At 69.0% G+C, this 23,878-nt stretch carries 30 protein-coding genes; 7 read left to right on the top strand and 23 right to left on the bottom strand.

Features of this window, described 5'->3' with window-relative positions; all coding sequences use genetic code 11:
- Positions 1-5: 5 nt before the first annotated feature.
- The 3 genes from BLA15945_RS22525 to BLA15945_RS22515 all read right to left on the bottom strand — a co-directional run bounded on the left by BLA15945_RS22525 (position 6) and on the right by BLA15945_RS22515 (position 1,043).
- Entirely contained in the window at positions 6-269 is a 264-nt protein-coding gene (locus tag BLA15945_RS22525) for a hypothetical protein (RefSeq protein ID WP_174993448.1), read from the bottom strand.
- A 128-nt stretch (positions 270-397) separates the two neighbouring features.
- Positions 398-646, bottom strand: a complete 249-nt coding sequence (locus BLA15945_RS22520; RefSeq protein ID WP_006485448.1) for an ogr/Delta-like zinc finger family protein — start codon at positions 644-646, stop codon at positions 398-400.
- 181 nt (positions 647-827) lie between these two features.
- Positions 828-1,043 carry a hypothetical protein gene (locus BLA15945_RS22515; protein WP_059232740.1) on the bottom strand — a complete coding sequence of 72 codons (216 nt, stop codon included), beginning with the start codon at positions 1,041-1,043 and terminating at the stop codon, positions 828-830.
- A gap of 90 nt (positions 1,044-1,133) precedes the next feature.
- On the opposite strand from BLA15945_RS22515, the gene BLA15945_RS22510 reads away from it, so the two are divergent.
- Positions 1,134-1,625 (top strand): helix-turn-helix domain-containing protein, encoded by a 492-nt coding sequence (locus BLA15945_RS22510; protein ID WP_226196739.1) that lies wholly within the window; start codon positions 1,134-1,136, stop codon positions 1,623-1,625.
- A 317-nt stretch (positions 1,626-1,942) separates the two neighbouring features.
- Positions 1,943-2,239, top strand: a complete 297-nt coding sequence (locus tag BLA15945_RS22505; protein WP_059232739.1) for a hypothetical protein — start codon at positions 1,943-1,945, stop codon at positions 2,237-2,239.
- A gap of 174 nt (positions 2,240-2,413) precedes the next feature.
- On the opposite strand, the gene BLA15945_RS22500 is transcribed toward BLA15945_RS22505, so the two are convergent.
- From BLA15945_RS22500 to BLA15945_RS22440, 13 genes are all read right to left on the bottom strand, one after another.
- Positions 2,414-3,484 (bottom strand): phage late control D family protein, encoded by a 1,071-nt coding sequence (locus tag BLA15945_RS22500; RefSeq protein ID WP_174993414.1) that lies wholly within the window; start codon positions 3,482-3,484, stop codon positions 2,414-2,416.
- A complete protein-coding gene (locus BLA15945_RS22495; RefSeq protein ID WP_059232737.1) occupies positions 3,481-3,912 on the bottom strand; it encodes a phage tail protein in 432 nt (143 codons plus the stop codon). The genes BLA15945_RS22500 and BLA15945_RS22495 overlap by 4 nt, the downstream gene beginning before the upstream one ends.
- 24 nt (positions 3,913-3,936) lie before the next feature.
- Complete coding sequence (locus BLA15945_RS22490) at positions 3,937-6,510, bottom strand: phage tail tape measure protein (RefSeq protein WP_174993413.1); 2,574 nt, start codon at positions 6,508-6,510, stop codon at positions 3,937-3,939.
- A 15-nt stretch (positions 6,511-6,525) separates the two neighbouring features.
- Positions 6,526-6,639 carry a GpE family phage tail protein gene (locus BLA15945_RS22485; RefSeq protein WP_006484104.1) on the bottom strand — a complete coding sequence of 38 codons (114 nt, stop codon included), beginning with the start codon at positions 6,637-6,639 and terminating at the stop codon, positions 6,526-6,528.
- A gap of 8 nt (positions 6,640-6,647) precedes the next feature.
- Entirely contained in the window at positions 6,648-7,028 is a 381-nt protein-coding gene (locus tag BLA15945_RS22480; RefSeq protein WP_059232735.1) for a phage tail assembly protein, read from the bottom strand.
- Positions 7,029-7,101: 73 nt separating this feature from the next.
- Positions 7,102-7,611, bottom strand: a complete 510-nt coding sequence (locus BLA15945_RS22475; RefSeq protein WP_174993412.1) for a phage major tail tube protein — start codon at positions 7,609-7,611, stop codon at positions 7,102-7,104.
- Positions 7,612-7,639: 28 nt separating this feature from the next.
- Positions 7,640-8,812 (bottom strand): phage tail sheath protein, encoded by a 1,173-nt coding sequence (locus tag BLA15945_RS22470; protein WP_174993411.1) that lies wholly within the window; start codon positions 8,810-8,812, stop codon positions 7,640-7,642.
- A gap of 55 nt (positions 8,813-8,867) precedes the next feature.
- Entirely contained in the window at positions 8,868-9,626 is a 759-nt protein-coding gene (locus BLA15945_RS22465; protein WP_174993410.1) for a tail fiber assembly protein, read from the bottom strand.
- 17 nt (positions 9,627-9,643) lie between these two features.
- Positions 9,644-12,286: a phage tail protein gene (locus BLA15945_RS22460; protein WP_174993409.1), complete on the bottom strand. Its 2,643-nt coding sequence runs from the start codon at positions 12,284-12,286 to the stop codon at positions 9,644-9,646.
- A 6-nt stretch (positions 12,287-12,292) separates the two neighbouring features.
- Positions 12,293-12,835: a phage tail protein I gene (locus BLA15945_RS22455; RefSeq protein WP_059232730.1), complete on the bottom strand. Its 543-nt coding sequence runs from the start codon at positions 12,833-12,835 to the stop codon at positions 12,293-12,295.
- Positions 12,828-13,742, bottom strand: coding sequence for a baseplate J/gp47 family protein (locus BLA15945_RS22450; protein WP_059232729.1), 915 nt, complete (start codon positions 13,740-13,742; stop codon positions 12,828-12,830). Before BLA15945_RS22450 ends, BLA15945_RS22455 begins: the two co-directional genes overlap by 8 nt.
- The gene (locus BLA15945_RS22445; protein WP_174993408.1) at positions 13,739-14,101 is read right to left on the bottom strand and encodes a GPW/gp25 family protein; all 363 of its coding nucleotides are present in this window, start codon (positions 14,099-14,101) and stop codon (positions 13,739-13,741) included. The genes BLA15945_RS22450 and BLA15945_RS22445 overlap by 4 nt, the downstream gene beginning before the upstream one ends.
- Positions 14,098-14,784: a phage baseplate assembly protein V gene (locus tag BLA15945_RS22440; protein ID WP_059232727.1), complete on the bottom strand. Its 687-nt coding sequence runs from the start codon at positions 14,782-14,784 to the stop codon at positions 14,098-14,100. Before BLA15945_RS22440 ends, BLA15945_RS22445 begins: the two co-directional genes overlap by 4 nt.
- A 167-nt stretch (positions 14,785-14,951) precedes the next feature.
- On the opposite strand from BLA15945_RS22440, the gene BLA15945_RS22435 reads away from it, so the two are divergent.
- On the top strand, positions 14,952-15,110 hold the full coding sequence (locus tag BLA15945_RS22435; protein ID WP_174993407.1) for a hypothetical protein: 159 nt from the start codon (positions 14,952-14,954) through the stop codon (positions 15,108-15,110).
- 159 nt (positions 15,111-15,269) lie between these two features.
- Here BLA15945_RS22435 and BLA15945_RS22430 read toward each other — a convergent pair whose 3' ends face one another.
- From BLA15945_RS22430 to BLA15945_RS22405, 7 genes are read right to left on the bottom strand one after another with little or no spacing between them, the layout of a single operon-like run.
- On the bottom strand, positions 15,270-15,719 hold the full coding sequence (locus BLA15945_RS22430; RefSeq protein WP_174993406.1) for a phage tail protein: 450 nt from the start codon (positions 15,717-15,719) through the stop codon (positions 15,270-15,272).
- Positions 15,712-15,954, bottom strand: coding sequence for an Rz1-like lysis system protein LysC (gene lysC, locus BLA15945_RS22425; RefSeq protein ID WP_226196743.1), 243 nt, complete (start codon positions 15,952-15,954; stop codon positions 15,712-15,714). Before lysC ends, BLA15945_RS22430 begins: the two co-directional genes overlap by 8 nt.
- Positions 15,836-16,276, bottom strand: coding sequence for an Rz-like lysis system protein LysB (gene lysB / locus BLA15945_RS37735; protein WP_174993405.1), 441 nt, complete (start codon positions 16,274-16,276; stop codon positions 15,836-15,838). Before lysB ends, lysC begins: the two co-directional genes overlap by 119 nt.
- On the bottom strand, positions 16,273-17,118 hold the full coding sequence (locus BLA15945_RS22420; protein WP_174993404.1) for an N-acetylmuramidase domain-containing protein: 846 nt from the start codon (positions 17,116-17,118) through the stop codon (positions 16,273-16,275). Before BLA15945_RS22420 ends, lysB begins: the two co-directional genes overlap by 4 nt.
- Before the next feature lie 3 nt (positions 17,119-17,121).
- Positions 17,122-17,388 (bottom strand): phage holin family protein, encoded by a 267-nt coding sequence (locus tag BLA15945_RS22415; protein WP_059232722.1) that lies wholly within the window; start codon positions 17,386-17,388, stop codon positions 17,122-17,124.
- Between the two features lies 1 nt (position 17,389).
- Positions 17,390-17,734 carry a putative holin gene (locus BLA15945_RS22410; protein ID WP_059232721.1) on the bottom strand — a complete coding sequence of 115 codons (345 nt, stop codon included), beginning with the start codon at positions 17,732-17,734 and terminating at the stop codon, positions 17,390-17,392.
- Between the two features lie 16 nt (positions 17,735-17,750).
- Positions 17,751-17,957, bottom strand: coding sequence for a tail protein X (locus BLA15945_RS22405; RefSeq protein ID WP_059232720.1), 207 nt, complete (start codon positions 17,955-17,957; stop codon positions 17,751-17,753).
- A 561-nt stretch (positions 17,958-18,518) separates the two neighbouring features.
- Between BLA15945_RS22405 and BLA15945_RS22400 the strand changes: the two genes are divergently transcribed.
- The 4 genes from BLA15945_RS22400 to BLA15945_RS22385 all read left to right on the top strand — a co-directional run bounded on the left by BLA15945_RS22400 (position 18,519) and on the right by BLA15945_RS22385 (position 23,873).
- Positions 18,519-20,129, top strand: coding sequence for a TIGR04222 domain-containing membrane protein (locus BLA15945_RS22400; protein WP_174993403.1), 1,611 nt, complete (start codon positions 18,519-18,521; stop codon positions 20,127-20,129).
- 264 nt (positions 20,130-20,393) lie between these two features.
- Positions 20,394-21,137, top strand: a complete 744-nt coding sequence (locus BLA15945_RS22395; protein WP_059232718.1) for an LbetaH domain-containing protein — start codon at positions 20,394-20,396, stop codon at positions 21,135-21,137.
- A 39-nt stretch (positions 21,138-21,176) separates the two neighbouring features.
- A complete protein-coding gene (locus BLA15945_RS22390) occupies positions 21,177-23,117 on the top strand; it encodes a tetratricopeptide repeat protein (protein ID WP_174993402.1) in 1,941 nt (646 codons plus the stop codon).
- Between the two features lie 93 nt (positions 23,118-23,210).
- Positions 23,211-23,873, top strand: coding sequence for an acetyltransferase (locus BLA15945_RS22385; RefSeq protein WP_059232716.1), 663 nt, complete (start codon positions 23,211-23,213; stop codon positions 23,871-23,873).
- The last annotated feature ends 5 nt before the right edge of the window (positions 23,874-23,878 follow it).

The following is a 23,878-nucleotide window of genomic DNA, read 5'->3' as shown; positions in this document are numbered from 1 at the left end:
CGTCGTCATTGCTGCCGTTCGGGTTGCGGTTGTGCGGGTTGCGCGGGATTGCCCGTCGTGGCCGGTGACGCGGCGAGCGCGCGCAGCGCGGCGGCGGATTGCGGGAAGCCGAGCGCGAGGCGATCGGCGAGCGCCGACACGAAGCGGCCGAGCGTGTGCTGACGCGTGACGCTGCCGGGCGCGTGATCGAAGCACAGCGTGTCGGCGGCCGCCGCGATCGCGGCCCGGAGCGCAACGTCGTGCGGTGCGGGTTCGGCGTGGCGGTTCATGCCGGGTGCCTCCGGGCCGCGGCCCGCGCGGTTCGAGATCATGAGGAATCCTTTCAATGGCAAAAACGATCCCTCGCGCCGTACAGGCACGATGCGAGGGAAGCGGAAGAGGGTGACGGGTTAGGGCGTCAGACGGGCAGCTCGAGCTGCGCGGCGAGGCGTTCGCGCACGTGCGGCGAGAGCGGCAACTGCAACGACAGGTTCGGGATCGCAGACGGCGACAGCGTGCGCGCGAATTCCATGTTGACGACGTACGTGTGGCCGCACTCCGGATTCGAGCACTGGAACGTGATTTCGCGGAAGGTCAGCGACATTTCACGGCTGCTGCGTGCGGTGGCGCGCGTGCGGCAGTGCGGGCAGCGGTTCAGGATGCGCATGAGGGCTCACTCCGGGCGGGAGACCGCGCACGGCCGGTCCGGTCGCGGGGCGTGCGGCCGGCCAGGCTGCAGCGTTGGCCGGACGGCGGATGGATGCGGGCGCTCGCGCAGCTCACAATCGACGCTGCGGGCGCGGACGGTCGGGTGCATTCGAAAGCAGCGGACATGAAGGCGTTCCGGCTCAGTGGCGCGCGCCGCGGGAGCGGGGTGCCGCGATCGCGCGCAGATGGCTGGCGCCGATGCGGATCAGTTCGCGCGCCATGCTCGAGATCGAGCGGTTGCGCTGCGCCGCGAGCTGCTCGAGCTCGCCGCGCTCGACGGGCGTCAGCCCCACGTAGACGGGCTTGTCCGACATCGTGCCGCGCGGCGAACGGCGTGGGCCTTTGGAAGTGGTCATGGTCGGTATACTTTGCGGAGTTAGTCTTGCGTTACGGTGAGGCTAGTCTAATGAGCAAAAAACAGCGCGTCAATTGTTAATGGGTAATTTATGACACAAATCGGGAGTCGCTTGCGGGACGAGCGCTTGCGGATCGGGCTCAGCCAGGACGAGTTTGCGACCGTGGGCGGTGTCGCGAGACGCTCGCAATCGGCGTACGAGTCGGATGAGCGCGCTCCCGACGCGACCTATCTGCTGGCCGTCCGCGCGATCGGCGTCGATATCGGTTACGTGCTGACCGGCGAGCGGCTCGTTGCCGGCGAGGCGGCGACGGAGGCGGGCACCCGTGACGCGGACGAAGCCGACGTGCTCGCGATGTACCGGCAGCTCAACGACGCCGGCAAGGCATCGCTGCACGCGTTCCTCGCGAGCTGCATCAGCACGGGCGCGATGGTGCAGGCCGCGGCGCCACGGCGTGCGAAGCGCGTGCCGGAGAAGCGCCGCGCGGCGCTCGATCAGCGCACGGCGGAAAACGTCGATCGTGCGATGGCCGAAATCGAACGGCTGAAGGCCGAACGCGCGACGAAGCAACCGAAGAAGTAACGCGGCGGCGTGGCGACGCCCCGCAACGCCATCAGGCACGCATGCACGCGGCGCGACACGCGCGGCCGGCCCCTACCCGATTCAATCCGTTGCATGTACGACGGCAGCGGCGATCCATCTCCCCGTTTCTCGATGCCGCGGCGGCGCCCTCGGCGCACCGCGCAAGGGCATCGGATAAAATCGGACGAAACACTGTATATCCATACAGTATTGGTTTAGCATTCTGAAAGCCGGTGAGCTGGCGGCGGGGCGTTCCGAGGCGCGTCGTCGTGTCAGGCGGCCCCCGGTTGATGACTGAGTTTGCGGAGACCGGAAAAATGGACACCAACAGGAAGCACGACAACGGGACGATCGGCGCGTCGGCGCATGCCGACCATCGCGCGGACGCGCGTGGATTGACGATGGGCCCGCCGCGATATCGTTCGGACCTGACCGACGACGAGCGGGCCGACGCGCACGCCGCGATCGACAACGCGATGCTGTCGGTCGGGCAGGTGCTCGAGGCCGCGCTGCAGGCGATGGCCAATCTGCGCGATGCGCGTGCCACCTTGCAGCAATGCGGCGACGCGCGCGACGTGCGCATGACACTCGGCGGGCGTCAGCAATCGAGCTGAACCGCGACCACCCCTGATCCTCGCAGGCCGGCATTCGCTCCGGCCGCCGCAGCGAATCCGAGCCGCGCCTCCCGCGCGTTGCCTCGCCTCCCATCCCGCCGAAATCCCGAATGCGCCGCCGCGATCGACGACGTGCGATCGCGCATGGCGGCCGTTCCGCCGCCGGCCCGCCGGTCAGCGCTTGCCGGAGCGGGACTGTTTCTTCGGCGCGTCGCGCACTTCGAGTTCGAGCGCGGTCGTGAACCCGCCTTCGCCGATCGTATGCGTCGCTTTCTTCACCAGCCACGGTGTGTTGTCGATGTCCGGCTTGAACCCCGTCACGGTGACGGGCATCTCGGGAAACAGTTCGGGCCGGCCGAGCGCGAGCGTATAGCTCAGCGTCGACTGGCCGCGCTGCGTGCGCGCATAGTCGGCCTGCGCGGCCGCACGGGCCTCGGCCTCGGTCGCGTAATCCTCGGGCAGTACCTTGGCGTTCTTGCCTTTGGCATCGCCGACGACCACCGACAGTCGCTTGGCGCTGCCGTTCGAGTGATAGTGCGCGCGCACCGACGTGTAGCTGTCGCGCTGCGCGACGTGATAGCGATGCTGGTCGCCGCTCGCGCGCGTGATCGCCAGCACGTCGAGCGATTTGCCGCTGGCCGTCTTGCCGCTGCCGATCGGCGTGAACAACAGGTGCTTGTCCTTCACCGTCATCACCGCGTCGTAACGCCTGGCGAGGCGCGTCAGGAACGACATGTCGGACTCCTGCGTCTGGTCCACATGGTCGATCCGCGTCGCGGCGAGGGTCGCGTCGACGGCGGCCGTGAGCCCATAGCGTGCGGCGATGGTTCGCACGATTGCGCCGATCGTCTGCCGGTGCCAGCTTTTTTCGCGGCGTTCGTGCATGTCGTTCGTCATCGATGCCGAGCGTGCGCGGATCGTGATGACGTCTGGTGCGCCGCTGTGCTCGACTTCGTCGACCGTGAACGCGCCCTTGTCGACGAGCGGTTCGCCGACCCATCCGATCGACAGCTTGATGCTGGCGCCGCGCTTCGGAATCGCGAACGTGCCCTGTGCATCGTCGAGCACCAGGTCGAGCATGTCGGCCTCGTCCGCGCGCGATTCCGACAGCGACAGGCTGATGAGGTTGGGCGCGATCAGGCGCGACAGGTCGCGGCCGTCGAGCGTGATGCGATAGTCGGCCTGCGGCTGCACGCGGCCCGCGCGGGCCTGCGCGTCGCCCGGCTTGCGTTCCTGCGTGCTCATTGCTCGGCTGCTCCGCTTTCGTCGTCCTGTTGCGCTTCGGCGAGCACGCCGTCGTCGACGCGCTTCAGCGTCAGCGTGAACGCGATCTTGCGCGGAATGCCTTCCTTCGTGTGATACGTGGCCGTTTCGTTGAGGCTGTCGATGACGTATGCGCCGTACACGTTGCCGTTGCCGTCGACGAGCACGTACGCGTCGCCGGCGTCGCCCATGCGGGCGAGCGCGTCGATCGACGCGATCTCGCCGATGCCGTTGTCGGGCGCGACGATGCCGGTGAGCGTGATCGTGTCGTCGCCGGCGCCGGTGAACTGGCTCGCGTCGCGCACGCCGATGCGCGAGCTGGTGCGGTGCTTCCAGTTGCGCTGGCGCTGAAGCTCCTGGTAAGGCGTGGTCGCCAGGCTGAAAACGAACTGGTCGAGCGACATCATCATGGGCGGGTTTCCTTCAACGAACGATCAATCGGACAGGCGCGAGCCGGCGCGCGACGCCTTCGCGCGTTCGGCGCGTTCGAGCTCGGCGCGCACCATGCGCGCGATCTCGGCCGCATCGGCGCCCGGCGGCGGCGCGATGTTGATGGTGACGGGGCCGGCCGCGGGGGCGGCGCTGCTGGCAGCGGCGGCCGGCGTCGTGAGCGGCGGGCGGTAGTCGAGCGACACGCTGTAGCGCGCGAGCGGGGCGGCAGCGGCGATCGCCGGGCTCGCGGCGAACGCGGGCGGGCCGACCAGCGCGGCGGTGGTCGTGAGCGCGGCGGCGGTGCGGGTCATGAGCGACGGGGCGCCGGCGGCTGCGCCTGCCGTGCCGTCGTCGGGCGTGGTCGAAGCCTGCATGCCGAGTTTTTCCTTGACCCAGCCGAGCATCGAACTGCCCAGGCCGCCGACCGTCTCCTTCAGCGCGGCGAAGCGGCTCTTGATGCCATCGACGAGCCCCGACACCAGGCTGGCGCCGATTTCCTGGAAGCGCGTGCCGAGGTCGCCGAACCAGTCGCCGATGCCGCCGAGCGCGGTCTTCACCCACTCGACGGTGGCGTCCCATTTTGCGGTGATCCAGTTGCTGGCCGCGCCGAACGCGTCCTTGATGGTTTCCCACAGCGCGAGGAACTTCGGGCCGAGCGTGTCCCAGTTCTGCCAGACGTAGAGGGCGGCCATGGCGATCAGCGTGATCACGGCCAGCAGCGGGTTCGCCATCGCCAGCCGGCCGAGCAGCATGAATGCCTGCCCGACGAGCCTGAGCGCGCCGACCATCGACGTCGCGAAGCGGAGCACGTTCACCGACCCGAGCACGTTGCCGAAGACGCTTGCCAGCGTGCCGGCAACGGTGAGGACGCCGCTCAGCCCTGCGAAGGCCGTGACGAGGATGCGGGTGGCCGTGCCGTGTTCGCGCACGAACTTCACGATCTTCCCGAGCACAGTGGCCGTGACGTCCAGCGCCGCGTTGTACATCGGCGTGATCTTCTCGCCGATCTCGAGCTTCAGGTCGCGCAACTGCGCGAGCACGGCGAGCTCGCGGCCCGCGGTCGAATCCGCGGCCTTCGCCCGCATTCCGGTGATGCCGTCGGCGGCGGCGCTTTGCCGCTCGGTGTCGTGGATCTGCTCGCGCTGGTCGTACATCGTCGTGAGCAGGTTACCCGCGGCCTTGTCGGGAAACAGTTTCGCCAGCTCGGCCTTTACCTTGTCGGGGCGCGTGATCCCCTTGGCGGCCAGCTTCGGCAGCAGCACCTTTTCGAGCCACTCGAACGGGGACGCCTGCAGCATGTCGCTGCCTGCCAGCGCGCCCGGCTTGAGCCCGCCGATCGCACCGTTCTTCCGGTGCGTGAGCCCTTTCGGATCGACCAGGCCGAGTGCCGCCAGCCGTTGCGCGGCGAGCGCGGTCGCCTTGCCCTCGAGCGCGCTGCCGGACAGCGCGGCCAGGCCTGCGCCGGCCGACTTGCCGCCAAGCTTCTCGATGAGCGGCTGCATCTGGTAATAGAACGCGTCCGTGCGCAACTTCTTCGCCGCGTTACCGCCCGATTCGGCGAAGTTGTTCCACTCGTCGCCGCTGACCTTGCCGCCGGTCGCCGTCTGCATCTTCTGCACGATGTTCGCTTCGGCGCCGAACGCCGCTTCGCTCTTCGTGCCGCCGCGCAGGTCGATCACCTTCAGCATGCTCATGAACTTGTCGACGTTCGCTTTCGCGTCGTCCTTGCCGTACAGCGCCTCGTTCGCAAATTTCATCGAGGACATGAGCGGCAGCGCGACCCGCGCATGCTGTTCGTCGCCGCCGAGCGCGGTCAGCGATTCGCGCATCAGCGCCAGGTTGTCGACGGTCGACTGCCCCCGGGCCTGCTGCGCGCGCGCGAACTTCACGGCGTCGGCCGATGCGCCTTGCGCACGCATGCGCAGCGTTTCGCTTTCGGCCTGCTTCGCGGCGTCGAGCGGATCGGACAGCATGCCGAGCATGTTCTTGCCGACGCTTTTGACCGACTCGCCGCGCTTCGCCCACTTCTCGCCGATGCCGCTCAGCGCGTCGATCTTCGCGCGCCTGGCTTCGGCGCGCTTGCGGCGCGCGTCGTCGAACGCGTCCGTGTCGGCCGTCATCTTCGACCTGCGTCGCGCGCTGTTCGTGGCCAGCGCGAATTCGTGCTGGTCGAGATGGCGCGTGTCGATGCCCGCGCCGACGAGCTGGGTGCGCAGTTCGCGGATGCGCGAGACCTGCCTGCCTTGCGTGGCCGTCAGATCCGTGGCGGTGCGTTGTACCCTGGCGAAGTCGTCGATCATCTGGCGCGACGGTGGACCGAACTCGCGCAGCGACACGCGCAGCTCCCCGGCGCGCATCTTCGCCGCCTTGAGGTCGGTCGCCGTTCGCGCCACACCGCTGCGCAGGTCGCGAAACTCGCTGATGCGCTTCTGCGTCTTCGCCATGTCGTCCAGCTCGCGGCGGGTGGCCCGCAGCGAATCGGCCAGCCCCCGGTTGCCGGTCAGCATCATTTGCAGGGGCTTCGTCATGTTGTCGACCATGTCGAACATGACGCGCAGTTTCGTGGTGTTGTCCATCGTCGATCGTTTCGCTCATTGGGCGCCGGCACGCACTCGCGCGCGCTCGCGCCAGTCCATCAGCTCGGCCAGGCTGAAGGCGTCCATCACGGGCGGTGTCCAGCCGAACACCGTCGCGATGTCCGCCATCGGGTCTTCTATGCGGTCTGGGAGGCCAGTCGGGATTTCACGGCCTTCGGCATCAAAAAACCGGCGAAGATGCCTCCCAGTTGCACGAGGTCTGCCGGGTCGATGTTGGCGACGTCGGCTTCGGTCAGCATCGGCGAGCTGATGCGCGGCAGCACCTTCGACAGTGCAGCCACGTCGAGGCTGACGAGGTCGGACAGCGACACGCCGCGCAGTTCGCCCGATTTCGGCTTGCGCAGCGAGATCGACGTGATCGTCTGGTTGCCGCGCACGAGCGGCGTATCGAGCGTGTGGGTGGCCGGATCGTCCTGTTCGGGCGTCGCGGTGGCGGCCACGGCGGGCGCATCGGCCTGCAGGTCGTTCGCGGCGGCGTCGGGTTGCATCGGATTCATGGTGGTCCTGTGTGTGATCTGTCGGGGGGAGGGCGCGGGCCGGCCCGGCCGGCGTAACCGGCCGGGCGGCGGATTACAGCCCGATCGCGTTGCGCAGCGCCGCGAACAGGTCGTTGCCGTTGACCTTCTCGATCATGTTGACGAAGTCGATCTCGATCACGTCCTGGCCGTTCACGGACAGCTTGTAATAGCTGGCGACCGTCGTGACCTTGAACGCGGTGTCTTCCTTCGACTTCGCGGTGCCCGGGTCGATTTCGCTATGGCGGCCGCGGATCACGATCTCGATCGCGTCGACATGGGTCGAATCCTCGGATTGATAGCCGCCGGCGAAGCGCAGCAGCACGCCGTCGTGCTTCGTGATCGCGTATTGACCGAGCACGGAGCGCATGAAGCCGCCGCAGGTCCATTCGAGCTGGATCCCTTCCTGCCCGAAGTCGATCTTGATCGGACCGCTCATGCCGCCGCCCTGGTAGTCCTCCATCTTGCGCGTGAGCTTCGGCAGCGTGACTTCGACAACCTGGCCGACGAAGTTCTCGCCGTTCTGGAACAGGTTGAATCCCTTGAGTTTGCGAGGCATACCCATCGTGTTTGACTCCTGGTGAGGCCGGTCGTTACGCGCTCACGCGCGCGGCGAAATCGGCGAGATAACGGTCGGTGATGCGCTGGCGCAGCATCAGGTTTTCGAGCGGCGGAACCGGCGTGTATTCGTAGTCGAGATACGCCTTGCCGGACTTCAGCACGTCCGTCGTGTTCGGCTCCGGGTCGTACCAGGCCGAGCCGCCGATCAGGTAGCCCTGCGAGATCCATTCGCGGAACTTGGCGTTGATCGTTTCGATGATGTCGCGCGGCAGCGACGGGTTGAGCGGGCCGTCGATGATGGCCATCTGCGCTTCGGCGATCGAATCGGCGATGACCTGCGCGGTGCGCGTGTAGTTCTCGAACGCGAACAGCGGATCGTCCGAGCACGTGCGCGAACCCCAGAAGCGGAAGCCGTTGCGGTTCACGAGCGTCGTCACGTCCTGCTCGTTCAGGAAGCCCGCGTCCGTCGCCGGATCCTGCAGGTCCCACGACACGTCGGCGCTGATGCCGGTGACGCCGTTCACGCCGACGTTCGACAGCGTCTTGTGCCAGCCCGTGTCGTTGTCGATCTTCGCGCGCAGGCCGGCCGCATACGCGGTGGCCGGCACGACGACGGTCTTGTTGGTCGCGTCGTCCCACGCGAGGAAGTCCGGCCAGACCACCATCAGCTCGCGCTGGCTGAACTGCTTGCGATAGGAGACGGCTTCCTCCTTCGTCTTGGCGCCGTTGGCCGAGACATACGCGAACGCGCGCAGCGATTGCGCGATCGACGCCAGTGCGGCGGCGACGGGTTGCGTGTCGAGGCCCGGCGTCGCGAGGATGCGCGGCTTCACGCCGAAGCGCGCCTGCGCGCCGAGCAGCGCCTTCATCCCGGTGTACTTGCCGTCGGCGGTGACGGCGCCGATCACGTTGGTCGTCGTTTCCGCGGCGTCCTTGCCTTCGGCGACGCGCACGACGATCGTGACGGGCTTGGTCTGCCGGCCGATCGCGTCGAGGGTGCGGCGCAGCGTGCCTTTGGTGCCGGCCTTGCCGAGTGCGGCAACGACGTTGGTCAGAAGAACCGGCGTGTCGAGCGGGAATGCGGTGGCGTCGGCGTCGGACGCCGTGCAGACGATGCCGACGACAGCCGTCGACACGGTGCGGATCGGGCGCGAGCCCTCGTTGATTTCGATGACGCGTACGCCGTGGTGATAATCCTGCGGCATGGTGTGTGGCTCCTGTGTGTGCAGATGAAAGAGAACGGGAGGAATCCCGTGCGGATCAGGCCGCGGGGTCCGCGACCGGAGCTGCAGGTGCGCTTGGCTCGTCCGGTTGGGGCTTCGGCTCCGGCTCCGGCGTCGGCTCCGGTTTCGGCTCGGGCTTCGGCTCGGGCTTCGGCTCGGGCGTCGGCTCGGGCGTCGGCTCCGGCTTCGGCGTCGGCTCCGGTTTCGGCTCGGGCTGCGGAGGCGGTACGTACGGCGAGGGCGTTGCCGGCCACGTCACCGCATCGGGGAACGTGTCGGCCTGGATGACCGAAACGAGCGCCATCTGGTAGGCCGACCAGGCTTTGAAGTAGTAGATGCCTTCGTCGTCGAGCAGGCCTGCCGCGTAGGCATCGGCCTTGCCGGCGTTGGCCTTGCGCGCGGCGTCCAGCCGGCGCTCGAACTCGGCCATCGCGGCGTCGCGTTTCTCGCGCTCGAGCAGCGCGGCTGGGATGACCCACGCGCCGTTGATCCACGCATGGCGAGGCGACGGCTGCGCTTCGGTCGTCAGGCCGAGCTCGTCGGGCGTCTTGCCGGCGGTCGCGATTTCGACGGCTTCACCGGTGTCGGTGCGGTAGCAGATCCGGCCGCGGAAGTCAGGCCGCAGCGCCCACGCGCCGTCGCGGTAGAACGGCCAGGTCGTCGGCGTGCGCGCCGGCGGCTCGTCGAACGTGGCCCATGACGGAACGAGCCAGCGTTCGGCGTTGCGCGGATCGGCGTCGGGCTGGCTGCTGCTCAGGTATTCGCCGGTCTGTGAGTTGTAGTGGTGAATCAACATAGGTTGAAGTCCGAGAGTTAGTAAGCGCGGATCATCGCGAGCAGCGCGATATTGCGCGGCCGTGCTTCGTTCCCGCCGTCCGCGTTGACGGTGATGGCGTGGCTGTGATTGCCGGCGCCGCCGATGCCGACGTTGTGGCCGTGATTGCCGGCGCCTTCCGTGTTGAATTCGTGGCTGTGACCGCCAGCCGGACTCGTCATCCCCCACACGTTGTCGCCGTCGCTGCTGCCGGAGCCCGTGTTGTTGGCCGCGCCCCAGGTTCCCCATGGCGGGCGGTAGACGGAGACGCTTTCGCCCCACGGCGACACGTGCTGGTGATCGCCCACGCCGGCCGTCCAGCCGTGGTGGCCGTGCCAGCCCTGTGCATCGGTCCATGCGGAGTGCGCGTGGTCGCCGACCGCGGCCGCGCTCGCGCCGTGCGCATGCGATCGGTTCTGGGGGGCCTGATACGTACCGATGGCGCGTTGCGGGTCGATGTCGTCGCGGCCGTCGGCCCAGCAGCGGATGAATTCGCCGCGCAGTTCCGGAAGGCGGAACGTCGTCGAGCCGTCGCCGGTGGAGAAGCAGCCCCAGCGCTCGTTGCGCCATTCGTCGTCCGAGACGAGCGTGCCGCTGGCCTCCGCATACGCCCACAGGGCCGGATAGTCCGCACGATTGACGAGGGTGCCGTTGGCTTTCAGGAAGCCGGCGCGCGGCAGCGTGCGCGGCTCGAATACGATCTGGCCGACCGTCGCCTTCGAGAGGGCGGCCAGCACCCATTCGGTCGTGGCGAGCGAGGTCGAGCGGTCGCCTGCCGCGGGTGTCGGGCCCTTCACGGGCGTCTGGAAGGTCGTTCCGCCCGGCGTGAACGAAACCTGCGGAATGCCGTTGCACGTGACGCCGAACGAACCGTCGTTGATGTGGTACAGGCCGGTGTCCGGCGCGCCGTCGTTGATGAAGGTGAGCGACGGTGCCTGCGCACTGCCTTCGGACAGGTAGATCCGTTTGCCCGGATCGAACCAGAGATCGCCCGACATCGTGCCGCCCTTCGTGCGATCGAGCGGCGTCAGGTTGCCCGAGTGCCATACCGGATTGCCGTTGATGCGGAAGGTGTGATCGTCCAGGATGTACTGGAACGAGTCTGCTTGACCCCACCAGCCGACCGAATGGGCGTTGGCGTAGAAGTGACCGTCGACCGGCCCCAGCCGGATGTGCCCTTCGTTCGTATTCCTGCCAATGGCGAGATCGCCGCCGATGTTCGTCAAGGCCCCGCTGTCGCTGATGCGGACGATCCCGTCGGCGAGCGACCACGCGAACGGGCGGAAATCGTTCCACTGACCTTCCGGATTGCCCTTGTTCGTCGACAGCAGATACACGTTCGTGCCGTCGTTGCGCAGGAAGGCGCCGTAGTCGTTGGAGATCGCACGGAAATGGGCGCCGTTCACGTCCATTTCGCGTGTGGTCAACCCGCCCTTGAAGGCTGCGTTTCCGCCGACCTGGAGCGCGTTCTTGCCGTCGTCGCCGACATCGCCGACGGTCAGACGCTTCGCGACCGCAAACGTCTGGGTGCCGCGGTCGACGCGGAACGAGGAGAACTGCGTGGCGCCGTCGTCCGCAAACGCGTTCAGTCCGAAGTTGTTGCCGCCGTTGCCGCCCGTTGCGACGCCATCGCGCTTGAACAGCGACCAGCGGATCTTGCCGCCGTCGGTAAAGAACAGCGTGGAGAAGTTGCCGGCACCGCCGTCGATCGACGCCGCCTTCGCATAGCTCGTGCCTTCGGCCGCAATATCGCCGCCGACCCGCAGGCGCGAATTCCCGTCGTCGTTCCTGACGTCGCCCACCAGCACGCGGCCGCCGTAGGCGATGCGCAGGGCGCGCGCCTGGTTCGCGTCGACCTGGTTATCGTTGCCGGTACGGTTGAGCCACAGGTCCACGTACTCGCGGCCCCAGGCGCCGTTGTCGAAGCCGGAGCGGATCGTGGCGATCAGGCGCGTCCCGGTATCGGCGTGGTTGCCGCCGAACGTGCCATGCAGGCGCACACGGCTTTCGCGGCCGTTCTTGCCCGACGGAGGGCGAACCAACACATGCGCGGTTTCCGGACCCGCATCGAAATCGGTGATGACCGGGCCGGTGAATGTCGCGCCGCTCAACGCCGCGTATCGTGTCGCGGCCGTCTTCGGCGTGACTGCGCGCGTGTCGTCGCCGCCCGCGTTCACTTCCGCCTGCGTCGCCAGCTCGACCACGCCTTGCCGCTCGGTGGTCGCAGGCGGATTGAGGAACGATGCGTCGCCGAACACGAGTTTCGTTGCGTCGATCGCCGTGAACTGCATGTCGGACGACAGCAGCAGCAGCGCGGCCGGCGACTTCTCCATGATCGGCGTCGCCTGGCCATACGCGGCCAGCAGCACGCCGTTCTCGAGGTAGAGGCCGAACCCGTAGAGCGAGTACTGGTCCGCGGAGTCGTCCTTCAGCGTCGTGTGGATCGTGTCCGGCGCGACGTTGGCGCCGCCGAAGGACTTGATCCGCTTGAGCTCGTTCGGCAGCTTCGTGAGCCCCTTGTCGGCGACGAACGGCGCGTTCGCCAGGCCGATTTCCACGACCTGGTGGGCATTCGTGCCGCCGTTGCCGGCGGCGACGAGCGCGGCACGGCCGGCGTCGGTGATGATGATCTGGGTTGCCATGTGCGATCAGTAGTCGGTGAGGTTCAGGCGGCGATAGGCCGCCACGCGCGCGGCAGCGCCGACCGGTTGTCGGCACCGCATCTCGAAGCCCTGCGTGAACGTGTAGTGCGCCCGGACCGGCTTGGTCCGGTCGATTTCCGCGAGGATGTCGGCAACGTACGCGGCGGTCGGCGGCTCGCCTTCCTGTGCGCTGACCGTCATCACGAGGTCGAACGTGCCGGGCGGGCCCGGCGGGCGCTGCTCGAACCATTCGCGCAGGACGATGTTTCCGCCGAAGGTCGCGACGACTTCGCGCACCGAAGCCGCGGTTCCCTTGCGGCGGGCGATCGGAATCGCCTGGCCGACGCGGGCACGCTTCACGTACTCGGGCCAGTAGTCCTTCCACGCATCGACGCCGAGGTGCCAGGCGAGCCACGGCAGCAGGTCGGACCGGATCGCGTCCGGACTCGTTAGCGTCGCGAGCGGCGTCGGCACGTCGTCGATCCGGGCGTTCGTCGCGGCGAGCCGGCGCTCGAGCCGCGTCGCGTTCGGCGGCAGGATGTCAATCATTGCTGTACACCCCGCCATCGATCAGTTCGATCCCGGTGCAGTAGGGCGCCTGCTGCTTGCTCGCGGGCAGGCCGGCGAGCGGGCTTTCGAGGATCACCTTCTGCACGCCGGCCGCGCGGGCGGCCGCGTAGATCCCGTCGAGCGTGACTTCCATCCCGAGGCGGTGCATCGATTCGGTGTATTGCTTCATCGCGCGGTTGGCTTGCGCGAGCGCCACCGCGCGGTCCGGACCGGCGAAGAACACCAGTCGCGCGCGGACCTGGTAGCGCAGGATTTCGGCGCCGCGCACCGTGACCTTGTCGGTCAGCGGCCGCACGTCGTCGGCCTGCAGCGCCGACGCCACGGCGTCGATCAACGCAGGAGCCGCCGTGCCGTCGCCATCGCGCGCCAGCACCGTGACGAGGACTTCGCACGGGGCCGGGCTGATCGCCGAGGCGTCGAGCACACGGCCGTCCGCATTGCGCGCGTGCGAGACATACGCGCCTTCGGGGCCGGCAACGGAGAAGCTCTGCGGTGCGAGCTGCGTGCGGGCGCGCAGGTCGGTGTCGCTTTCCATCACCGCTGCGAGATCGTGTTCCGGATCGGCGGGCGAGATCGTCAGGCGCCGGATGCCGAACAGCGCCGCGAGGTGGTCGAGGTCCGTGCCGATCGCATACGCGAGCATCACCGCACGCGCGGCGTCGTTCACGCGCTGCCGCAGCACGATCTCGCGATACGCGCTTTCCTGCAGGAGCTTGACGAGCGGCTCCGACTCGAGCGCGAGCGTCGCGGCGATTTCGGCCTGTTCGGCAGCCGGGTAGAGCGACACGAGCCGGGCCTTGCGTGCGGCGAGCAACGTCTCGTAGTCGATCGTGTCGACGACGTCGGGCGACGGCAGCTGGGAGAGGTCGATCGGCGTCACGCTCATGCCGCGCTCCCGTTCGCGACCGGCACGCGGGTCGACACGGCGGTGCCGCTTTCGTTGGTCCAGCCTTCGATGTCGAGATAGAGCGAGCCGGCAGCCGCGTTCGCGTCGTCCGCGGCGAGGACGACGCGGGTCAGTGTCAGGCGCGGCTCCCAGCGCATGAGCGCCGTGGCGACGGCTGCATACAGCCGCGTGCGCACGGTGCCGTTGCCCGGTGCGTCGATCAGGTCGGGCAGCTCGGAGCCGAATGTGCGGCGCTTCACGCACGACGCGAGCGGCGTCGTCACGATGTTGCCGATCGACTGGTAGAAATGGTCCAGGCCCGAGATCGAGCGGCCGGTGTTCGCGTTCATGCCTTTCATTGCGGTGCGCTCACGAGTTGTCCATCGCCTTGTTCGCGATGCGTGTGATGCGGGAGGCTGATGCCCTGGGATTTCACTTCGCGGGTAAAGGTGGCCGCGCCGTCGATCTGCATCGTGGCGCCGCCGCCGGCGCCGCCCGTGCCGGTCATGCCCGATTCGAACGCGAACGGGCCCTTGACCGTCATCGCACCGGTGCAGGTCGTCTGCTGTGCGTCGAGCGTGATGCGCTCGGCCTGCACGGTTGCGTCCCGGGTCTGTACGACGACCGATCCCGGCGCGACGATGCGCAGGGTCGCGCCGGCGGGCAGCTCGGCGGTGAGCGCATGCGCGGCGTGGTCGTACGTGATGCTTGCGCCGTCGGGGTAGACGCGCGCATGGGTATCCGGGCTCGAGGCCGGCGCCGGTGCGGCGTTCGAATAGACGCCGCGCAGCGCGACACCTTGTGCCGGGTCGCCCATCGGGCAGAGCAGCACGACCTGTTCGCCGGGCGTCGGCGGCAGCCAGTCGCGGGTTCCGCCGGCGGTGCCGGCGACCCACGGAATCCAGTTGGTCTGCAGTCCGCTGCCGTCGGATTCGGCGTCGCCGACCGAGACGCGGCACAACGCTGCCGCATGGTCGACCGTGAGGATCGTTCCCTTGCGCACCGCGTTGCGTGCCTGCCGTTGAATTTCATTAGCGTCCATGCATTCATGGTGCCGACCGGGCGCTCGCGGCGCGAGCGATCGCCTGTGTCGTCGCGTCGAAGACAGCACGCACCGGATGCCGGCACGAAGACGAGCGTCGACAATCGCAGCACCGGTTTGCGTGAGGATGGAGTCGTGCGTGCCGGCGAGACTGCCGAGAGGCGGGAATGCGTGAGCCGATCGAAGCGGGAACGGAAGGACGTGGCGCGGTGGTCCGGCCGATTGCGTGGACGCGCAGCGCCGACGGATGGTCGGGACGCGCGCCGCATGGCGACGGTGTCGTGGACGTCGCCGTCGGCGACAGGCGCGCCGTCGACGCGGGCTGATTCGCAGGGGAAGCGCGACCGGACGATCGGCGTCTTGATCGCGGCGTGCCGCTCCGTCGCCTCGGGCGAAGCGGCCGGCTGCGACGCGCGGTGGCCGCGGCGGCGAAAGGCGACGCGTGCGCGATTTGCGGCAGGAAGGCGGGCCGGCGCCCGCCGGGCTCATCGGATCTGCGGCAGCGCGACCCAGGTGAGGGTATTGGCCGGATCGACCTGTGTGTCGTCGACGTGCGCGATCACGTGTCGGCCGTCCGGCCCGGTCGTCACGGCGACGCTTTCCGTCAGCGCCAGCCGGATCGACAGGTCGAGCGCCGCCGGGTCGCGGATGCCGACCTCGAAGGTGATGCCGCTTGCCCGCGCGGCCGGGTTCGTCACGAGATCCGGCTGGTTCGCGCGCACCCACTCGACCAGTGCGACGAATACGGGATCGGTGTCGCCGGAGAAGTTCGTCGCGAGGACGTGCGCCGTATACCGGTATTCGAACGACGGCGTCAGCGTGCCGGTCGTCGCGATCGACCCTTGCTCGACGAGCACGGTCAGCGCGCCCGGTTCGGCGGCGAGCGACGGGATGGCGGCGACGAGGGCTCGCCGCAGGCTGTCGGGCTTAATCATGCGGATGCGCTCCGTGGTCGGGAATGGACGTGCCGGCCTGGCACGCCGCGATCATGTCGACGGTTGCCGCGCACGCCGCCCAGGCCGCCTTGGCGAGCGTGAGCGCGCCGTCGAGCTCACCGTTGGTGCGGGGCGCGAGCATCGGCAGCGTGCACGGTGTCACCGTTTGGCACGTGTTCGACATAATCGTCGGCGCCGGTGAGAGCGGGATTGGCTTGCAGGCGGACAACGACATCAGGCAAAGGAGTGTCAGCCCAGGCGCGAAGCGCGGCGTTTTCATCGGTCAATCTCCGGTTTTCAAGTCGAATGGCGTCGAGCTTTGACGCGATCGCGGTGTGTGAGCGGTCGAGCCGCGCCTGCTGCTGCGCGCGGGCGGCGGCATCCTGCTGCAGGCGCGCAATGACGCCGTCGCGCGCGGCGAGCGCCTGTTGCGCATCGACGCGTCGCTGTTGCGCGGTCGCCAGGTCCGCGCGCAACGCATGCAGGTACAGCGCCGCGACGGCGCACGCGGCCAGCGCGACGCCGCCGGCGGCGAATTTCGCGGCGAGGCCGTTCATGCAAGGCGCGCGGCGCCGGCCGGCCCGGGTGCGGCCTGCGTCGGCGTAGCCGGTTGCGACGCATAGCGGTCGAAGGCGCGCGCGAGCTTGACGTCGTAGAGGTTCGCCGCGTAGTCGGGCCCGTTGTACGCGCGTGCGAATGCGGCCCACTGGCGTGCGCCGAGTGCGCGGCGCAGCGCGTCGTCGGCCGCGATGTAGCGGACGAATGCGTCGAGGTGCTGCGCTTCGCCGCTTTCCATGCAGGCGACGAATTCGTCGATGCCCGCATAGCCGAGGCGTGCCCAGTGATAACCCATCACCTGGAACGATCCCCAGCTCGCGGATTCCCACGCGGCGCCGGCATCGATCGACTCGGCCGCGGCGAGGCGCGTGTATTCCGCGGCACCGCCGCGATAGCCGCCGCGTGTGCGCGAGACGATGTCCGGCTGCCGGGCCGCGAACGGCGCAGGGTCGATGCCGCGCGCCTGCAGCCGCTTCCAGAACACATGACGTTCGAACAGGATGACGGGCCGGCCGTCGGTCAGGAAGCCGGCGCCGCGCGACTCGACCTCGTTGACCGCGCGAATGCACGCGAGCGGCACGTCGAGCGTGCGCGCGGCGCGTTCGAGGTCGGCCAGTGCCAGGTGTTTCGGATCGCGCACGCCGGTCGCCAGCGCGGCATAGGTCTTCGGGCCGGCGATGCCGTCGTCGACGAGGCCGGTCTTGCGTTGCAGCGTGATGACGGCGGCTTCGGTCGCCGTGTCATAGAGGTGCGTGACCGGCACCGCATAGCCGGCGCGGAGCAGTCGGCGTTGCAGCAGGCCCACGTCGTCGCCGTGGTCGCCGAGTCGGCGGGTTTTCATGATTCATTCACTCCTCAGAAGGCGCGCGACGTTGCCGCGCGTGCCGCAGACGAACATCGCCAGGAATACCGAGGTGGCCGCGTCGAAGAAGCCGACGGAGCCGGTGTGCAGCAGCAACTCGATCGACGCGCCGCCGGCGGCGGCGACGAGCAGCCACGCGAACCACGATGCGTGGCGCCGGTGCCGCGCGCCGTTGCGTCGATAGGTGAGCACCCGCACGAGCACCGCGACGTGTGCGCAGAGGGCGATCAGCGCGAACGGGAGGTGCATGTCATCCCCCTTTGCGGAACAGCGCGAGCAGGTCCAGCGTCTTGATCCGCTCGATCAGCTGCAGCGTGACGGTGATCACGAGCGCGGCCGCGAAGAACGCGGCGACGCCGGTCGAGCGGATCGGCGTGGCGCCGACGATTTCGGGCGCGGCGAGATAGCCCATCACGAGCGAGATCAGCAGGTAGGCGGCACGCCGTGCGACGCCGATCTCCTGCGAGGTGACGACCACGAGCGCGGCGCCCGTGAACGCGCCGATCAACGCGTTGCCGTCGATGCCGGGCGCGAGCCCGGCGACGCCGATCGCGGCGGACAGCATGGCGGCGGTGGTGAGGTTCGGTTCGGCCATGACGGCGATTCCAGGGTCAGTCAAACAGTTGCAGCAACGGCCGTGCGCTCGTCACGGTGTCGAACGGCGGAAGGTAGACGGGCGTGCCGGCGGGCAGCACGACGCCGAGGCTGGCGAGCGCGGTGTTGGCCTCGAGCACGGTCTCGACGGTGCCGTCGGTCCGGCCGTAGTGACGCCAGCACAGCGCGTCGACCGTGTCGCCCTGCAATGCGCGCGCGATCATGGCCGGACCCTCCGGTGCGGGAGGGGCTGGTTGCCGGCGGCGATGCCGGCCGGCGCGCCGCGAAGGCGTGTCGAAGTCGTGCTGCTTGCCATGGCGAGGTCTCGAGCCGTGAGGCGGTGAAGAGGGTTCTCATGGTCGAGCTTCGCGAGGCGGGGTTCAACGAGGCGCGTGCGTGGTTCGCCCGGACACGCAGCGCGGCGCGTGGCGCGACGCGCATCGCGCTTTACGCTTGACGGACTGGCGCGTGATGCTCGCGGGCGGGTGCCATGCGTGCCGTGCAGCGGAATTGCAGCCTGGGTGAGCCGGGGCGGCCTTGATCGATCTTGCGCAGCCTTGGTTTTGCCGTGCGCGTGGCCTGCGGGGCCTTGCCGGGCAAGGGGCGGGCAGGCGTAGGTAAAACTCCGAAGGCAGGGGTTGCTGGTTCGATCCCAGCCGGGCCGTTGCCGCCACGTGAGGGTTCGGCGCGGGCATGCCGGCGTACTTGCCGCTGTGCGAGAATCCCCGTAACGACCACTCCAAGCGTCGATCGCGGCGGCCGTCCGCGCTTCGCGCCGACTCCCGATGGCTGCCATTCCGACACCCTCGACCGCAGTCGATGCCTGCGCGCTGACCGATGCGCAGCAGGCGCTGCTCGCGCGTCTGCACGCGTATTCCCCCGACGATCCCGACGCGCCGCTGCCGTACAGCCGGCGCCTCGCCGAAGCCGAAGGCTGGACGCACGACCACGTGCTCGCCGTGATCGACGAATACAAGCGCTTCGCGTTTCTCGCGCAGGCGGCCGGGCATCCGGTCACGCCGTCGGTCGCGGTCGATGCCGCGTGGCATTTCCACCTGCAATACACGCTCGAATACTGGGACGTCTTCTGCGCCGGCGTGCTGCGTGCGCGGTTGCATCACATGCCCGGCACGGGCGCGCCGGACGAGGGCAGCGTGTACGCGCAGCGCTATCGCGACACGCTCGACAGTTATCGCCGGCTGTTCGGCAGCGAGCCGCCGGCATCGATCTGGCCGCGCCCCGCCGACCGGCCGGCCGAGGCCGGAGCACGGCAGGCCGACGCGGATACCGCGGCGGTCGCGGCGCCGCGCCGCGCGTGGCGCAACCTGCTGCCGAAATGCGTGTGGCCGGCGGCTGCCGCGAGCGTCGCCGCGACCTGCGCGTCGGCGCAGGATCTCGACGTGCTGAACTACACGGGCTCGCAGTTTCTCGCGTTCTACGTGCCGGCCTGCGTCGTCGCATTGCTGCTGATCGTCGTGCTCCAGGCCGTCGAATTTCGCGTCCGCCGCTGGGGCCGGCGTACGCGCAAGGGCGCGTCCGACCTGAGCGCCGATGAAGTCGCCTATCTCACCGGCGGCGAAGCACGGGTCGCGCAGGTCGTGACGATGTCGCTCGCGCATGCGGGCGCGGTCGATCTGTGGACCGTTCCGCGGCAGGGCGGCTACGTGAAGATCGCGGATCCGGACCGGGCGGGCCGGCACGACGACCACTGCGCGTGGCTCAAGGAGCAACCGTCCGGCACCGTCCGCTACGGCGTGTTTCGCGAGCGGCTTGCCAGGTACGCGCAGGAGGTCGCCGACGGGATGCGTGCGCAGGGCTGGCTCTGGGCGCCCGGCGAGTTGCGCGTGTCGCGCCTGGCCGCGCGCGCGATCGTGCTGCTCGTGCTCGGCACCGGTGCGGCAAAGCTGGCGGTCGGCCTGAGCCGCGGGCGGCCCGTGCTGCTGCTCGTCATCTGCATGGCCGTGTTCGCGATCGCGTACCGGATCGTTGCGCGGCGGCTGACCGGCTTCGGGCGGGGCGGCGCAACGGCGGCCGGGCGCGCCGCGCTGCTCGCGCGCCGGATCGCGCACGATCCGCGGGCCGGGCGCGATCCGCAGCCGGCACGCGACGCGGAGGGAACCCACGGGGCACGTCGTGCCGAGCGCGACGATCCGGACCCGTTGCTCTGGACCGCCGCGCTGTTCGGCGCGGGCGCGCTGGCCGGCACCGCGTGGTCGGCGTATTCGGGCACGGTGCTGGCCGCATCGCGGATGTCGTCGCTCGCCGCGGCGAAAGCGGGCGGCGGTTCGTTCGACGGGTCCGACAGCAGTTGCTCGTCGTCGAGCTGCAGTTCGTCGAGTTCGTGCAGTTCCAGCTCGTGCAGTTCGAGCAGTTGCGGAGGGTGCTCGAGCAACTGACGCCGAGCGAACGGGACGCGGCGCCGTCGATGCGGAAGGCCGGCGGCACGGGGGCGTGGCGCATGCCGCCCGCCGATGCGCGACCGTGCCGGGCCGATCGGCGGAACAGAAGTCAGAACGCCGCTCTTATCCGTTGTCGATCGTTCCCGCGCGCTTTCTATACTGCATCGTCTACGATCGCGGCCGATGCGCTGCGTCGTCTCCCAATCCTGTCCCGGGCGGTCTCGGCATCGAGCCGCTGCGCCGGCAAACCTGCGACCGCATATGAACGTTACGACCTCCGACGACTGTACTGGCGTGCTGTCCGACCATCCGTGGGCGAAGCAATTCATCGTGCTGGGCTACCGGGACGGCGCCTTTTCGGCGATTCCGAACAATTTTTTCCGTAACTGGCTCGATGAGGAGGCGCAGGTCGGTACGTTTCATATCGGCCGGTGCTCGAGCCTCGGCGTGGGCTCGATCGTGAAGTACGACCAGGGGTATCAGAAGCTCGTGGTCGGCAACAACGTGGCTGGCGGCATGCGCCTGCGGTTCCTGCTGAACGGCCAGCACGAGACCCGGACCATTTCCACGACCCTGTTCAGCCTCTACGGGAACGGCCTCACCAATGTGTCGATGCCGCAGTATGCGGATACCGTGATCCACAACGACGTCTGGATCGGCGACGAAGCGTTGTTCCTCGGCGGCAGCCAGATCGAGAACGGCTGCGTGGTCGGCGCGCGGTCCGTCATTCCGCCGAACTTCCGTACCGAAGCCTATGGAATCTATGCAGGGTCGCCGGCGCGCCTGATCCGCTTCCGCTTCACGGAAAAAGTGCGCGAACGGCTGTTGCAGCTCGCGTGGTGGGACATGCCGCTCGACTGGATCAAGCAGCACAACGACGCGTTTCTCGTCGATCTCGCGGCCGACGAAGGGCATGCGCTCGACACGCTCGCCGCACTCCAGGAGGCCAAGGACCGTGCCACGGGCAAGTCCGGCCGCCCGGCCGTCAATCCGGCGGCCGTCTGACCGTCCGTTTGCGGTGCGCGCCGCGCATCGCCGCATGACATGACACCTGCCTCAGACGAAACCGCGCGCGCTCAACACGCCGCGACCCTGTGCCAGAACGGACAGTTTGACGCCGCGTTGTCGCACGTCGCGCCGCTGCTCGACCGGCCGGCGCCGGCCGTTGCGGCGCTGCATGTCGCGGCCGTGTGCGCGCTCGGCCTGAACCGGCTGGCCGACGCGGAAGCGTGGTGGCGGCGCGCGATCGACGCGATGCCGGCGTTCGATCCGCCGTACGAGGGCCTTGGCGCGCTGCTCATGTCGCAGGGGCGGCTGCCCGAAGCTGACGCGATCGTCCGCCGGCAATTGGCGGCCGTCGCGCCGCTGCGGGCGTCGCATCATCACCGGTCCGGCAAGGTGCTCGAAGCGCTCGGCCGGCTCGACGAGGCCGAACAGGCGTACGGGCAGGCGCTGCTGATCGAGCCGCAGTCCGCCGACGTGCTGAACGATCTCGGCAACGTGTTGCGTGTTCTCGGCCGACCGGCCGAGGCGGAACTCGCGTACCGGCTCGCGATCGCCGTTCGCGCCGACCACACGCTCGCACACGCGAATCTCGGCGCGGTCCTCGTCGACCTGCAGCGGTTGCCGGAAGCGGAAGCGGCCAGCCGGCAGGCGCTCGCGCTGTGTCCGGACCATCCGGAGGCACACTACAACCTCGGCGTCGCGCTGCAGAATCTCGATCGCCTGCCCGAAGCGGAAGCCGCCTATCGCGAAGCGATCCGCTGTCGTCCCGGCCTGCCGCAGCCGCGCAACAACCTGGGCTGCGTGCTGCGCGCACAGGGCCGCCACGACGAAGCCGCGGCTGCGTTTACCGATGCGCTCGCGCTCGCGCCGGACATGGCCGAGGTGCACTACAACCTCGGCACGACCTTCGCGCATGCGGGCCGCCTCGAGGACGCCGAACGCGCATACCGCCGCGCGCTCGACCTGCGCGCCGACTACGACGACGCGCGGTTCGGGCTGGCGACGCTGCTGCTCGGGCTCGGCCGGTTCGAGGAAGGCTGGCGCCGCTACGAATCCCGCTACGAGCAGTCGACCTTCGTGCACCGCCGGACCCGCGAGGTGCTGCGGTGCGCGCAGTGGCAAGGCGAGCCGCTGGCCGGCAAGACGCTGCTCGTCTGGCAGGAGGACGGCCTTGGCGACATGCTGCAGTTCAGCCGCTATTTCACGGCGTTTCGGGCGCGACAGCCCGCGCGCGTGGTCTTTGCGTGCCAGCCTGCGCTGCATCGGCTGATGGAGACGGTCGACGGCGTCGACGCGGTGCTCGACCACGAGACAGCCACGGCGCAGGCCGCGCAGTTCGATTACTGGACGAGCCTGTTGAGCGCGCCGATGCACGCGGGCACGACGCTCGACACGATCCCGCCGCCGGCGCGGTTCGCCCCCGACCCGGCGCGCGTTGCGCACTGGGGCACGCGCCTCGATGCGCTGCCGGCCGGCCCGCGCGTCGGCCTCGTATGGAAAGGCAACCCGAAGCATCACAACGATGCGCACCGCTCGCTGCCGTCGCTCGCGTTGCTGACGCCGCTCTGGAGCGTGCCGGGCGTGAATTTCGTGAGCCTGCAGAAGGGGCAGGGCGAGGACGAGGCGCGCCAGCCGCCGGGCGGGCTGCCGTTGCTGCACCTGGGTTCGGAGCTGGACGATTTCGCCGATACGGCCGCGATCGTCGCGCAACTCGATCTCGTGGTGTGCGTCGACACGTCGACCGCACATCTGGCCGCATCGCTCGGCAAGCCTTGCTGGGTACTGTTGCCCAATCAGGACGTGGACTGGCGCTGGATGCACGGCCGCGAGGATTCACCCTGGTATCCGGGCACGGTGCGGCTGTTCCGGCGCGGGCGCGACGACAGCTGGATCCGGCTGGCCGAGCGCGTGCGGGTGGCGTTTGCCGCGCAGTTTGCCGCCGGTTGCATGACGGCGGACGATACGGTGCGTACCGTCTGACCTGACGGCGCACGCCGCGCGGGCGCGGCGACACGGCATACTGCGGGGAACGCGGCGATGCCGCTCCTGCTTTTCAGATCAATCGAGGCCCTCGTGGAAAACATCGTCATCGTCGGCTCGTCCGGTCACGCCAAGGTCGTGATCGACATCGTCGAACAGGCCGGCCGGTACCGGATCGCCGGGCTGATCGATTCGTTCCGGCCCCGCGGCGAGGAAACGCTCGGCTACGCGGTGCTGGGCGCCGAGCGCGATTTGCCGGATCTGGTCGATGCGCACGGCATCGCCGGGCTGCTGGTCGCCATCGGCGACAACCACGCGCGCGAGAACGTGACGGCCGCCCTCGCGACGCTCGTGCCGGGCCTGCCGTGCGTATCGGCGGTGCATCCGGGCGCGCGCGTCGGCAACGCATCGACGATCGGCGCGGGCTCGGTCGTGATGGCCGGCGCGGTGATCAACCCGTGCTGCACGATCGGCGAAGGATGCATCGTCAACACGCAGGCATCGCTCGACCACGACGGCGTGATGGCGGACTTCTCGAGCCTCGCGCCGGGCGTCGTCACGGGCGGCAACTGCCGGATCGGCCACGGCGCGGCGATTGGCCTCGGCGCGATGCTGCGGCACCGGATCGTGGTCGGCGAGCACAGCGTCGTCGGTGCGGGCGCGGTCGTGCTGCACGACGTCGAGCCGTACACGGTCGCGTACGGCAACCCCGCGCGCCGGATCCGCGCGCGCGCGGCCGGCGAGCGCTACCTGTAGGCGTC

It is taken from the genome of Burkholderia arboris (genome assembly GCF_902499125.1).
Taxonomy (GTDB): domain Bacteria; phylum Pseudomonadota; class Gammaproteobacteria; order Burkholderiales; family Burkholderiaceae; genus Burkholderia; species Burkholderia arboris.
Note: the sequence above shows the minus strand (reverse complement) of the source record. Positions and strands in the feature narration are given on the sequence as shown.